The organism is Curtobacterium sp. MCPF17_047, from assembly GCF_003234045.1.
GTDB lineage: Bacteria > Actinomycetota > Actinomycetes > Actinomycetales > Microbacteriaceae > Curtobacterium.
The window spans coordinates 301,874-313,669 of record NZ_QKSF01000001.1; the positions used below are offsets into that span (position 1 = coordinate 301,874).

12 protein-coding genes are annotated in these 11,796 nt (G+C 72.1%); 9 read left to right on the forward strand and 3 right to left on the reverse strand.

Annotated elements, in window-relative coordinates; genetic code table 11:
* Positions 1-20: 20 nt before the first annotated feature.
* Together DEJ33_RS01540 and DEJ33_RS01545 are read right to left on the reverse strand one after the other, a co-directional pair.
* On the reverse strand, positions 21-725 hold the full coding sequence (locus tag DEJ33_RS01540; protein ID WP_111078399.1) for a hypothetical protein: 705 nt from the start codon (positions 723-725) through the stop codon (positions 21-23).
* 69 nt (positions 726-794) lie between these two features.
* Complete coding sequence (locus DEJ33_RS01545) at positions 795-1,217, reverse strand: VOC family protein (protein WP_111078400.1); 423 nt, start codon at positions 1,215-1,217, stop codon at positions 795-797.
* A 103-nt stretch (positions 1,218-1,320) separates the two neighbouring features.
* On the opposite strand from DEJ33_RS01545, the gene DEJ33_RS01550 reads away from it, so the two are divergent.
* From DEJ33_RS01550 to kdpC, 7 genes are all read left to right on the forward strand, one after another.
* Positions 1,321-2,343, forward strand: coding sequence for a YafY family protein (locus DEJ33_RS01550; protein WP_111078457.1), 1,023 nt, complete (start codon positions 1,321-1,323; stop codon positions 2,341-2,343).
* Between the two features lie 97 nt (positions 2,344-2,440).
* Positions 2,441-2,824, forward strand: coding sequence for a cupin domain-containing protein (locus DEJ33_RS01555; RefSeq protein WP_111078401.1), 384 nt, complete (start codon positions 2,441-2,443; stop codon positions 2,822-2,824).
* 58 nt (positions 2,825-2,882) lie between these two features.
* A complete protein-coding gene (locus tag DEJ33_RS16810; RefSeq protein WP_111236908.1) occupies positions 2,883-3,074 on the forward strand; it encodes a hypothetical protein in 192 nt (63 codons plus the stop codon).
* The gene (locus DEJ33_RS01560) at positions 3,071-3,160 is read left to right on the forward strand and encodes a potassium-transporting ATPase subunit F (RefSeq protein WP_111043536.1); all 90 of its coding nucleotides are present in this window, start codon (positions 3,071-3,073) and stop codon (positions 3,158-3,160) included. The genes DEJ33_RS16810 and DEJ33_RS01560 overlap by 4 nt, the downstream gene beginning before the upstream one ends.
* Positions 3,160-4,842: a potassium-transporting ATPase subunit KdpA gene (gene kdpA, locus DEJ33_RS01565; RefSeq protein ID WP_111078402.1), complete on the forward strand. Its 1,683-nt coding sequence runs from the start codon at positions 3,160-3,162 to the stop codon at positions 4,840-4,842. The genes DEJ33_RS01560 and kdpA overlap by 1 nt, the downstream gene beginning before the upstream one ends.
* Positions 4,842-6,989 carry a potassium-transporting ATPase subunit KdpB gene (gene kdpB, locus DEJ33_RS01570; RefSeq protein ID WP_111194161.1) on the forward strand — a complete coding sequence of 716 codons (2,148 nt, stop codon included), beginning with the start codon at positions 4,842-4,844 and terminating at the stop codon, positions 6,987-6,989. Before kdpA ends, kdpB begins: the two co-directional genes overlap by 1 nt.
* Positions 6,986-7,591, forward strand: coding sequence for a potassium-transporting ATPase subunit KdpC (gene kdpC, locus DEJ33_RS01575; protein WP_111078404.1), 606 nt, complete (start codon positions 6,986-6,988; stop codon positions 7,589-7,591). The genes kdpB and kdpC overlap by 4 nt, the downstream gene beginning before the upstream one ends.
* 11 nt (positions 7,592-7,602) lie before the next feature.
* On the opposite strand, the gene DEJ33_RS01580 is transcribed toward kdpC, so the two are convergent.
* Complete coding sequence (locus tag DEJ33_RS01580) at positions 7,603-8,370, reverse strand: Abi family protein (protein ID WP_111078405.1); 768 nt, start codon at positions 8,368-8,370, stop codon at positions 7,603-7,605.
* A gap of 192 nt (positions 8,371-8,562) precedes the next feature.
* Between DEJ33_RS01580 and DEJ33_RS01585 the strand changes: the two genes are divergently transcribed.
* Together DEJ33_RS01585 and DEJ33_RS01590 are read left to right on the forward strand one after the other, a co-directional pair.
* Complete coding sequence (locus DEJ33_RS01585) at positions 8,563-11,055, forward strand: ATP-binding protein (RefSeq protein WP_111078406.1); 2,493 nt, start codon at positions 8,563-8,565, stop codon at positions 11,053-11,055.
* Positions 11,052-11,738 carry a response regulator gene (locus DEJ33_RS01590; RefSeq protein ID WP_111078407.1) on the forward strand — a complete coding sequence of 229 codons (687 nt, stop codon included), beginning with the start codon at positions 11,052-11,054 and terminating at the stop codon, positions 11,736-11,738. The genes DEJ33_RS01585 and DEJ33_RS01590 overlap by 4 nt, the downstream gene beginning before the upstream one ends.
* Positions 11,739-11,796: the final 58 nt, after the last annotated feature.

The window sequence follows — 11,796 nt, forward strand, 5'->3', positions numbered from 1 at the left end:
AGCGTCGGACTCGACCGGGGTCAGCGCGGACGGATGTCCCGCCCGGTGTCGTCGGGTGTCGGCCACGGTTCGGCGGGACCGCGCTGCGCCGGCCAGCCCTGTGCCGCAGCGCCCGCTGCGGGCCAGTTCGGCGCCGGGGTGCCTGCCCCCGCGTACGCGACCCATGCCCACGGCGCCCGCTCGGCGAGCCAGGCCTCGAGATCGGGGTAGCCGATGGCGATCGACACCGTGTCGAACAGCACGGTCCCCTCCGGGTCGCGCGCCTGGATCCCGCCGTACGGGCCGGTCCAGGGCCGGATCGACGCGATGGCGGTGTGGTGCACCTCACGTTCGGTCCGGAAGCCCTTCCGGACGATCAGCCGGTCCGGCAGCGCATCGATCCGCGTCCGTGCCAGGGCACTGGCGAGCAGGACGAACGCGACCCCGCCGAGCAGAGCGACAGTGCCCGCGATGCCCATCGGCAACGCGTCCGGGTCGTCCGTGGTCGAGGCCGCACCGAGCAGCAGCACGCCGCCGAGGACGATGACCAGGATGCCGATGGTCCGCAGGATGACCCGCTGCCACCGTCTCGGCCGCACGGTGAACAGTGCGTCCGGGGCCGCCCCGGCGAGCACGCGCTGGTGCTTCCGCTTCCGGTCCCCCCGGCGGATGGCCGACGTCACGACCACCGGGACGACGGCGGCGATGACGAAGGCGATGGTCACGGATGTGATCGTGGTCCCCATGCGGTCAGCGTACGGATCGGCGGCGGTCGCGTCCGTGCCGTACCGCCGTCGATCCGCCGCCGTCGGTCGTCAGTGCTGCTGCGCAGCCGGCACGTCGAGGGCCCACACCACACCGAAGCGGTCGCGCAGCTGGCCGGCCAGGGGGGACCACGCCGACGGCCCGAGCGGCTGTCGGACCTCGGCGCCCTCCTGCAGGCCCGCCCACACCGCCCGGATCTCGTCCTCGTCCGTGCCGCTCAGGTAGACGTACGAACTGTTCGTGCCCTGGTCGTAGGGCTGTCCCGGCCACACGTCGAAGGCCATGACCCGGACGCCGCTCGCCGAGGTCACCTGGCCCCAGACGACGCGGTCCGCCCACGCCGGATCCTCGACGGCGCCGCTCTGGCCGTACGTCACGACGACGGGCTCGGTGCCGAGGGCTGCACCCCAGAACGCCAGCGCCGCGGCGGCCTGTCCGTCGAAGTTCACGTGCGGGATGGTGGTGATGGTCATGTCGACTCCTCGTCGTCGTGCGAGCGCCGGTCGGCCTCGTCCCGAGCAGCATCGCGGCAGATGCGGTCAGATCCTGTCCGCTCCTCCTGGCATGCTCGGGGTCATGCCCGCTCCGTCCTCCCGACTGCTGTCGCTGCTGTCCCTGCTGCAGGTCCGCCGGGAGTGGTCGGGCAACGACCTCGGCAGGCGGCTGGACGTCAGCCCACGGACCGTGCGGCGGGACGTCGACCGTCTGCGGGAGCTCGGGTACCGGGTCGACGCACTCCGCGGCCCGGCCGGCGGCTACCGGCTCTCGGCCGGGTCGGACCTGCCGCCGCTCCTGTTCGACGACGACCAGGCCGTGGCGATCGCCCTCGCACTGGCCGTCGCACCGGCCTCGGGTGCCGACATCGCGGAGGCCGCAGCCCGTGCGCTCACGACCGTCCGGCAGGTGATGCCGTCCCGCCTGCGGCACCGGATCGACGCCGTCCAGGTGGTCACCACGCCCGGAGCCGTCGTCGTCGACCCCGCGGTGCTGGTCGCCGTCAGCGAGGCAGTACGGACCCGCACCGTCCTGCGCTTCGGCTACACGCCCGCCTGGCCGCCGGGAGCGGAGGACGACCGGCCACCCCGCCGGGTGGAACCACACGCACTCTTGGCACGGGCCGGCCGCTGGTACCTGCTCGCGTGGGACACCGACGCGGAGGACTGGCGCACCTACCGGGTGGACCGGATCGCGCCCAAGGTGCCCACGGGCCTCCCGTTCGTCCCCCGGGCCGTCCCGGGCGGCGACCCGGGGGCGTTCGTCGCGGCCCGCTTCCGCGGCGCGGACGGCGCGGACGGCACGGTCGGTACGGGTGGTTCGGGTGGTGGTGGCTCGGCCTGGCCGTGTGTCGGGACGGCGGTGCTGCAGGTGTCGGCACACACCATCGCGCCGTACGTGGCCGAGGACGCCGTCCTCGAGGACCTCGGCGACGGCACCTGCCGACTCACGACCGGCTCGTGGTCGTGGACTGCGCTCGCAGCGGTCTTCGCCGGCTTCGACGCCGACTTCGCCGTCACCGCGCCCGCGCCCCTGCGGGACGCGGCCGTCCGGGTGGCCGCGCGGCTCGCTGCGGCCGGGACCCGCGGAGCAGGACCGCCGTGACGGGCAGCGCGCTGCTGTCCGACTCCGCCAACCAGAGGACACCATCGCTGGGGCCGTCGACCTGCGGGACGGGCGTTCCAGGGTCGATGATCAGGTCATGACTGCTCTCCACGGGATCGACATCGCCGCTGAACTCCGACAGGTCCAGGCCCACTGGACACCGCGGGTCGTCGGGCGGGTGAACGACCAGTACGTGAAGGTCGCGAAGCTGCTCGGTGAGTTGGTCTGGCACGCCCACGACGCCGAGGACGAGATGTTCCTCGTCGTCTCCGGCCGGCTCCGCATCCAGCTGCCCGACGACCAGGAGGTCGTGCTCACGCCCGGTCAGTTCCACGTCGTCCCCCGAGGCGTCCGGCACAACCCGATCGCGGACGAGGAGGTCGAGATCGTCCTCATCGAGACCGTCACGACCGCGCACACCGGTGCCGTCGTCGTCGAGGGCACCGTCCCGGTCGAGAACCAGGTCGGCGACTTCCGCTGAGGCCGGCACGGGGCCGTTAGCGCTCCGCACGTGTCGCCCAACCGGGCGTCAGGGAACCGTGAGGACCGGCCTGGAGGCCCGCCCCCGGACGCAGCATCGGTACCGCACCACAACCGGTGCGGTCCACGGCGTCTGCCGCGGGCACCTCGATCTCCAGGAGTCCCACGTGTTCGACGTCTTCGTCGTCGCCGGTGTCCTCGCCGTGTTCGGCGTGGTGGCACTGATCGCCAAGGGGGTGGAGCGACTGTGATCGCGATCACCATCGCCGCCGCCGTCCTCGGCATCGCCGCTGTCGTGTACCTCGTCTGGGCGCTCGTCCGCCCCGAGCGGTTCTGATGGGCGCCGCGCAGACCTGGGCCGGCATCGCCCAGGTCGCCCTCCTCGTGCTGCTCCTCGTCGTGGCGCACCGGCCGCTCGGCGACTGGATGGCCCGCGTCTTCACGAGCTCCCGCCACGGCCGCGTCGAGCGAGGGGTCTACCGCCTGATCGGCGTCGACCCCGACGCCGAGCAGTCGTGGGCCGCGTACCTGCGCGGCGTGCTGCTGTTCAGCGTCGCCGGGCTGCTGCTCGTCTACCTGCTCCAGCGCATCCAGGTGGTGTTGCCGGGCGACCTCGGGCTGCCCGCCGTGGGACCGGCGCTCGCGTTCAACACGGCGGCGTCGTTCGTGGCGAACACGAACTGGCAGTCGTACTCGCCCGAGGCCACCGTCGGGTACACCGTGCAGATGGCCGGTCTGGCGGTGCAGAACTTCCTGTCCGCAGCCGTCGGTCTCGCCGTCGCGGTCGCCCTGGTCCGCGGGTTCGCCCGGCGGCGGTCCGGCACGCTCGGCAACGTCTGGGTCGACGTCGTCCGCGGCACCGGCCGGCTGCTCCTGCCGCTGGCCTTCGTCTCGGCGCTCGTGCTCGTCGCCGGCGGCGTCATCCAGTCCTGGGGCGCCGGGACCGACGTCACGACGCTCACCGGCGGCGCGCAGCACATCCCGGACGGCTTCGTCGCCTCGCAGGAGGCCATCAAGGAGCTCGGCACGAACGGCGGCGGCTACTTCAACGTCAACTCCGCGCACCCGTTCGAGAACCCGCAGGCCTGGACGAGCCTGTTCGAGGTCTTCCTCATGCTCGTCATCCCGTTCTCACTGCCCAGGACCTTCGGGAAGATGGTCGGCGACACCCGCCAGGGCACCGCCATCGTCAGCGTCATGAGCGGCATCTTCCTGGCGTCCCTGTCGGCCATGTCGCTCGCCGAACTCGCCGGTGGCGGAGCCGCGACCCACGCCGCCGGTGCCGCCATGGAGGGCAAGGAGGTCCGCTTCGGCATCCTCGGCTCGACGCTCTTCGCCACCGCGACGACCTCGACGTCCACGGGTGCCGTCAACGCCATGCACGACAGCTTCACCCCGCTCGGCGGCATGATGGCGCTGGTCAACATGATGCTCGGCGAGGTCACCCCGGGCGGTGTCGGCTCCGGCCTCTACGGCATGCTCGTGCTCGCCGTGATCACGGTCTTCATCGGCGGGCTGCTCGTCGGCCGTACGCCGGAGTACCTCGGCAAGAAGATCCGCGCCAAGGAGATGACCTTCGCCGCGCTGTACATCCTGGTCACCCCGACCGTGGTGCTCACCGGCACGGCCCTGTCGCTCCTGATCCCCGGCGTCCGCGAGCAGGTGCTCGGCACGTCGCTGTTCAACCCGGGCAACCACGGCCTGTCCGAACTGCTCTACGCGTTCACCAGCGCCGGCAACAACAACGGCTCGGCGTTCGGCGGCCTCACCGCGAACACGACGTGGATGAACTCCGCGCTCGGCGTCGCGATGCTGCTCGGTCGCTTCGTGCCGATGGTGTTCGTCCTGGCGCTCGCCGGGTCGCTCGCGTCGCAGGACAAGGTGCCGGCGACCGTCGGCACGCTGCCCACGCACCGGCCGCTGTTCATCGTGCTCCTGGGCGGCGTCGCCGTCATCGTCACCGCACTCACGTACTTCCCGGTGCTCGCACTGGGCCCGCTCGCAGAAGGACTGTCCTGATGACCACCCTGACTCCCGAGTCGGAGCAGCACACCGCTGAGCAACCGGGCCGACGCCCGTCGGCCTTCGGACCCCGTCAACTGGCGGCGGGCCTCCCGGGTGCGTTCCGGAAGCTGGACCCCCGGCTGATGTGGAAGAACCCGGTGATGTTCATCGTCGAGGTGGGAGCCGCCCTGACGACGGTCACCGCCGTCGTCGAGCCCTTCACCCGGTCGGGAGGCGCGTCCGACTCCGGCACGCCCGTCCCGTCCTCCTTCACCATCGCGATCGCCGTGTGGCTCTGGCTGACGGTCGTGTTCGCGAACCTGGCCGAGTCCGTCGCCGAGGGGCGCGGCAAGGCGCAGGCCGACACGCTGCGCAAGACCCGCTCGACGACCACGGCCCGCCGTGTCGTCGGCTACTCGGCCGCCGATCCGGCCGCGCTGTCCGCCGGCACCGAGGACGTCGCCTCGGTCGACCTGGCGAAGGGTGACCACGTGGTGGTCGTCGCCGGCGAGGTGGTCCCCGGTGACGGAGACGTCGTCGACGGCATCGCCTCGGTCGACGAGTCCGCCGTCACGGGCGAGTCGGCCCCGGTGATCCGCGAGTCCGGTGGTGACCGCAGCGCCGTCACCGGGGGTACCCGGGTGCTGTCCGACCGGATCGTGGTGCGCGTCACCTCCACCCCGGGCGAGACGTTCATCGACCGGATGATCCGCCTCGTCGAAGGTGCCGCACGGCAGAAGACGCCGAACGAGATCGCGCTGAACATCCTGCTCGCGTCACTGTCGATCGTCTTCGTGATCGTCTGCCTCACGCTGCAGCCCATCGCCGGACTCGTCGGCTCGACCGTCAGCATCACGGTGCTCATCGCGCTGCTCGTCTGCCTCATCCCGACCACCATCGGGGCGCTGCTCTCCGCGATCGGCATCGCCGGCATGGACCGGCTCGTGCAGCACAACGTCCTGGCCATGTCCGGTCGCGCGGTCGAGGCCGCCGGCGACATCACCACGCTGCTCCTCGACAAGACCGGCACGATCACGTACGGCAATCGACGGGCCTCTCGAGTCGTGCCGGTGCCGGGTGTGAGCGAGGTCTCGCTCATGGAAGCGGCAGCGCTGTCGAGCGCTGCCGACGGGACGCCCGAGGGCCGGTCGATCGTGGACCTGGCGCTCGCCGCCGGGGTCTCCACGTCCCTCCCGGCCGGTGGGGTCGAGGTGCCGTTCACCGCGCAGACCCGGATGTCCGGCGTCGACCTGCCCGACGGGTCCTCGGTGCGGAAGGGCGCCGCGGCCGCAGTGCTGGCCTGGGCGGACACCGGCGACGGCGGTGTTGCTGCCGCGATCGACGCGACCGTCGCGGAGATCTCCGACCAGGGCGGCACCCCGCTCGTCGTCGGCCGCCGCGACGCCTCGGGCACGGTCCAGCTGCTCGGCGTCGTGCACCTCAAGGACGTCGTCAAGGACGGCCTGGCCGAGCGGTTCACCGAGCTCCGCAGCATGGGCATCCGCACCGTGATGATCACCGGCGACAACCCGCGCACCGCCAAGGCCATCGCGGCCGAGGCCGGCGTCGACGACTACCTCGCCGAGGCCACCCCGGAGGACAAGCTCGCGCTGATCCGCCGGGAGCAGGAGGGCGGCAACCTCGTCGCGATGACCGGCGACGGCACGAACGACGCCCCGGCCCTGGCGCAGGCGGACGTCGGGGTGGCGATGAACACCGGGACGACCGCGGCGAAGGAGGCCGGCAACATGGTCGACCTCGACTCGGACCCGACGAAGCTCATCGACGTCGTCCGGATCGGCAAGCAGCTGCTCATCACGCGTGGTGCGCTCACCACGTTCTCGATCGCCAACGACATCGCCAAGTACTTCGCGATCATCCCGGCGATGTTCCAGCTTGCGTTCCCGGGACTGGCGGCCCTCAACATCATGGGGCTGCACTCTCCGGCGTCGGCGATCCTGTCGGCGATCATCTTCAACGCGCTCGTCATCGTGGCGCTCATCCCGCTGTCCCTGCGTGGCGTCAAGTACCGCGCAGCCTCGGCGTCGTCGATCCTCGGCCGCAACCTGCTCGTCTACGGGCTCGGCGGCGTCATCGTCCCCTTCATCGGCATCAAACTCATCGACCTCGTCGTCGGTCTCATCCCGGGGTTCTCGTCATGACTTCCACTCGCTCCTTCCTCCGTTCCAGTGGTGTGGCTGTCCGCCTCACCGTCCTCGCCACCGTCGTGCTCGGCGTCGCCTACCCGCTCGCGGTGTGGGGCGTCGGCCAGGCGGCCTTCTCCGACCAGGCGAACGGCTCGATGGTCACCGACTCCTCCGGCACGACCGTGGGCTCGTCGCTGATCGGACAGTCGTTCGCCGGGAAGGACGCGGACCGCTGGTTCCAGTCCCGCCCGTCGGCCGCCGGCGAGGACGGCTACGACGCGAACGCCTCGTCCGGGTCGAACCTCGGCCCGTCGAACCCCGACCTGACCAAGGCGGTCGAGGAGCGCCGGGCCGCGATCGCGAAGGTCGACGGGGTGCCCGCCTCCCAGGTGCCCGCGGACGCCGTGACCGCGTCGGGCTCCGGCCTCGACCCGGACATCAGCCCGGCGTACGCGCGCCTGCAGATCGCCCGAGTGGCGTCGACCCGTGGCCTGTCGGAGTCGCGCGTACGTGCCCTGGTCGCGTCGCACACCGAGGCTCGCCAGCTCGGCGTTCTCGGTGCTCCTACGGTCAACGTCCTCGAGCTGAACCTGGCCCTGGCGCGGACCGCGCCCTGATCGTGACGCGCTCACTCCGACCCCTCCTCGGCTCGCTGCTGCCCTCCCGGATGGTGGAGTCCGTGGAGGAGGTCGGGGTGACACGCCAGGAGCTCCGTCAGCCTCTGCGACCGGGAACACGGCCGCCGGGCCGTGCTGGCGAGGTGGTCGATGAGCACGACCGAGCGGTACGGACTCCGGACCGGCGCTCCGGCCAGCCGCTCCACGAGGTCTGTCGGTCGCCGGTAGTGCGGCGTCGGGACGCCGAGGGGTCGACCCCAGAGTCGGGCGTGGTGCGCGCAGCAGTTCCGGACGTGGGTGATGTGCTGCAGGGTCGCGCGGAAGGTGGGCTGCGGCATGCGGAACGACCGGGACACCTGCTCCTGGAGCCGGGGGACGACGGCGCCGGCCGTCCGGGACAACGTGCCGAGGCTGAGCTCCTCGGCCAGGACGGCGAAGGGGAGGTCGTCGAGCGGACGATCGCGCAGGTCGGCGTCGTGCGACTGCGCCAACGCGTGCGCGAACCGAGCTCGCAACGTCCCGACGGGGGCTCGTGGGCGGAACGAGCGGTGCTCGAGGTGCCAGAACGCTCCGGCCGTCTCGGTTCCGGCCTCGTCGAGGCGCCCACGGAGCGCGAGCTCGATCCGCTCGATCAGGGACAGCAGGACGGCTCGCAACTCGCCGTCGAAATCCTGGAGCCGGTCGACGTCAGCATCGGACGTGGGGAGCTCGTGAGCGCGCAACGCCTGCCGGAACTGCTCGTGTCGGTGGACCGAGACGGCGAGCGGGTGGTGCGACATGTGGCTCCTGAGGACGACGGATGATCGTGATCTCGGGCAAGCCGGCAGCAACTACAGCGCAGGGAACATCATGAGCAATGAAAAGTCCCGCCGGTTTGAGGAAGCGTGAGCTCGAGCCTTGGCGGGAACGATTGATACCAATATATCAGTGGATGGCCGTGCCGTCAACGTCGAACACGAGAGGATGAGCGCGTGAAGCGAGGGAAGCTGCGAGTGCTGCTCGGTGCGGCCCCCGGCGTGGGCAAGACCTACACGATGCTCGAAGAGGGCCGCCGGATGGCCGACCACGGCCGCGACGTGGTCGTCGCCGTCGTCGAGACCCACGGCCGCGCCGCCACCGCCGCACTGGTGGACGGGCTCGAGGTCGTCCCGCGCCGGACGGTCGAGCACCGCGGGGTCGCCCTCGACGACATGGACCTCGACGCCGTCCTCGCCCGACGCCCCGAGGTCGCCCTGGTCGACGAACTCGCGCACTCGAACGCCCCCGGCAGCCCGCACGAGAAACGGTGGCAGGACGTCGAGGCACTGCGGGCTGCGGGCATCGACGTCATCTCGACGGTGAACGTCCAGCACATGCAGTCCCTCGGCGACGTGGTGCGCGAGATCACCGGCACCGTGCAGCGTGAGACCGTCCCCGACGCCGTGGTCCGCGCCGCCGACCAGATCGAGGTCGTCGACCTGTCCCCGCAGGCCCTCCGTGACCGACTGTCCGACGGGCTCGTGTACCCGGCCGCCCGGATCGACGCGGCCCTGTCGAACTACTTCCGCCTCGGCAACCTCACCGCCCTCCGCGAGATCGCCCTGCTCTGGCTCGCCGACGAGGTCGACGACGCGCTCAAGCGCTACCGCGCCGAACACGGCATCGCGAACCGGTGGGAGACCCGGGAGCGTGTCCTCGTCGCCCTGACCGGCGGCCCCGAGGGCGAGACCCTGCTCCGCCGGGGCGCCCGCATCGCCGCCCGCTCGGCCGGCGGGGAGCTCGCCGCCGTGCACGTCACCACGAACGACGGTCTCCGCGAGCGGCATCCCGGCGCGCTCGGCAAGCAGCGCGCCCTGCTCGAACAGCTCGGCGGCACCTACCACCAGGTGGTCGGCGACGACGTGCCCACCACCCTCGTCCGGTTCGCCCGCTCCGTCGACGCCACGCAGATCGTGATCGGCATCAGCCGTCGCAGCCGACTCGTCGCCGCCCTCACCGGCCCGGGCATCGGCAGCACCGTCATCCGCGAGTCCGGCGACATCGACGTGCACGTGGTCACGCACGAGCGCGCCGGCGGTGGCCTGGCCCTGCCGAAGCTCGGCGGCAGCCTGTCCCGCTCCCGGATCGTGGCCGCGTTCCTGCTCGCCCTGGTCGCCGGACCCGTCCTGACCTGGCTCCTCAGCCTCACCGACGACCCCGACTCGATCACCGTCGACGTGCTCGCCTACCAGCTGCTGGTGCTCGTCGTCGCCCTGATCGGCGGCATGCTCCCCGCCGTGTTCGCCGCCGTGCTGTCCGGCCTGAGCCTCGACTTCTTCTTCGTCCGACCCCTGCACCAGGTCACCGTCCAGCAGCCCTGGCACCTGTTCGCGCTCGTCATGTACGTCGTCAGCGCGGTGCTCGTCAGCTTCGTCGTCGACCGGTCGGCCCGCCGCTCCCGCACCGCCCGCCGAGCCGCCGCCGAGTCCGGGCTCCTCGTCGGGATCGCCGGCAGCGTGCTCCGCGGCGACGACGCCCTCCAGGCCCTCGTCGAGCGCACCCGCGAGGCCTTCGGCTTCGCCGGCGTCCGCGTCCGCCAGGGCGACGAGGTGCCGGCCACGTCGGGGACGTTCGGGGACACGCCGGACGCGGCCACGAGCCTCCCGTCCGGAGCCGTCCTGGAGTTCGCCGGCGCACCCGACGACCCCACCCAGCGGCGGTTGCTGCGGGTCGTCGAGCAGCAGCTCGACGCCGCCCTGGAACACCGCGCGCTCACCCGCACCGCCGTCGACGCGGAGCGGATCACAGCCGTCGACCGGGTCCGGAGTGCCATCCTCGCGGCCGTCAGCCACGACGTCCGGCGACCGATCGCGGCCGCCTCCGCCGCCGTGCAGTCCCTCCGCGCGCGGGACGTCCGACTGGGCGAGGCCGACCGGGAGGCCCTGCTCGCGACCGCCGACGAGAGCCTCCGTCAGCTGGCGGTGCTGTTGGCCGACCTGCTCGACGTCAGTCGGGTGCAGGCCGGGGTGCTGGCCGCGTCCCCGGTCCCGACGTCGCTCGACACGGTCGTCGCCCCTGCACTCGACGAGCTCGAACTCGGCCCGGAGGACGTCGACCTCGACCTGCCCGCCGAACTCCCGCCCGTCCTCGCCGACCCGGTGCTCCTGCAGCGCGTCGTCGTGAACCTGCTGGCGAACGCCGTCCGGTACTCACCGGACGGGGAGCGGGTCCGGATCGCGGCGAGCGCCTTCGCCGGCGGCGTCGAGCTCCGGGTCGCGGACCGTGGGCCGGGCATCCCCGAGGACCGCCGCGAAGACGTGTTCCAACCGTTCCAGCGCCTCGGGGACACGGACAACGACACCGGACTCGGACTCGGCCTGGCGCTCGCGCGCGGGTTCACCGAGGGCATGGGCGGCACGATCGAGGTCGACGACACCCCCGGCGGTGGCCTCACCGTCGTGGTGCGTCTGCCGATCGCGGGACACCTGGGAGTGGTGGGCAGATGAAGGTCCTGATCGCGGACGACGACGTGCAGCTGGTGCGGGCGCTCGCGGTGACGCTCGGTGCCCGCGGCTACGACGTGGTCACCGCCCGCGACGGTCGTGCCGCGATCGACGCCGTCATCACCGAGCGGCCGGACATCGTGATGCTCGACCTCGGGATGCCGCGGCTGGACGGCATCGGGGTGCTCGAGGGCATCCGCGGCTGGTCGCAGGTCCCCGTGCTCGTGCTGTCCGGGCGGACGGACTCCGGCGACAAGGTCGACGCCCTGGACGCCGGGGCCGACGACTACGTGACGAAGCCGTTCCAGATGGACGAGCTCCTGGCGCGACTGCGGGCGCTCGGGCGGCGGCGGGCACCGGCGGCTGGGGAGGCCACGCCGACGATCCGGATCGGTGAGCTCGTGGTGGACCTCGTCGCCAAGCAGGTCACCGCTCCCGACGGTCCGGCGATCCGGTTGACCCCGACCGAGTGGCGGCTGCTCGAGGTCCTGGTGACGAACCCCGATCGGCTGCTGACGCGCGAGATGCTGCTGACGGAGGTGTGGGGACCGACGCACGGCAACGACTCCGGGTACCTGCGGCTGTACATGGCGCAGCTGCGGCGGAAGCTCGAGCCGGAGCCGTCGCGCCCGCGGTTCCTGGTGACCGAGTCGGGGATGGGCTACCGGTTCGCACCGGCCGGCTGATCCGACATGGCGGCGCTGCTGCTGTCTTGCCGGCACCGCGTCCGCCGGTTTCGCTGGT

Excerpts from the sequence above, each read along its gene's own strand:
- DEJ33_RS01550 (WP_111078457.1), top strand. The coding sequence starts at position 1,321 with ATGCCCGCTCCGTCCTCCCGACTGCTGTCGCTGCTGTCCCTGCTGCAG.
- DEJ33_RS01590 (WP_111078407.1), top strand. The coding sequence starts at position 11,052 with ATGAAGGTCCTGATCGCGGACGACGACGTGCAGCTGGTGCGGGCGCTC.
- kdpA (WP_111078402.1), top strand. The coding sequence starts at position 3,160 with ATGGGCGCCGCGCAGACCTGGGCCGGCATCGCCCAGGTCGCCCTCCTC.
- DEJ33_RS01580 (WP_111078405.1), bottom strand. The coding sequence starts at position 8,370 with ATGTCGCACCACCCGCTCGCCGTCTCGGTCCACCGACACGAGCAGTTC.
- DEJ33_RS01545 (WP_111078400.1), bottom strand. The coding sequence starts at position 1,217 with ATGACCATCACCACCATCCCGCACGTGAACTTCGACGGACAGGCCGCC.
- DEJ33_RS01540 (WP_111078399.1), bottom strand. The coding sequence starts at position 725 with ATGGGGACCACGATCACATCCGTGACCATCGCCTTCGTCATCGCCGCC.
- kdpC (WP_111078404.1), top strand. The coding sequence starts at position 6,986 with ATGACTTCCACTCGCTCCTTCCTCCGTTCCAGTGGTGTGGCTGTCCGC.
- DEJ33_RS01555 (WP_111078401.1), top strand. The coding sequence starts at position 2,441 with ATGACTGCTCTCCACGGGATCGACATCGCCGCTGAACTCCGACAGGTC.
- kdpB (WP_111194161.1), top strand. The coding sequence starts at position 4,842 with ATGACCACCCTGACTCCCGAGTCGGAGCAGCACACCGCTGAGCAACCG.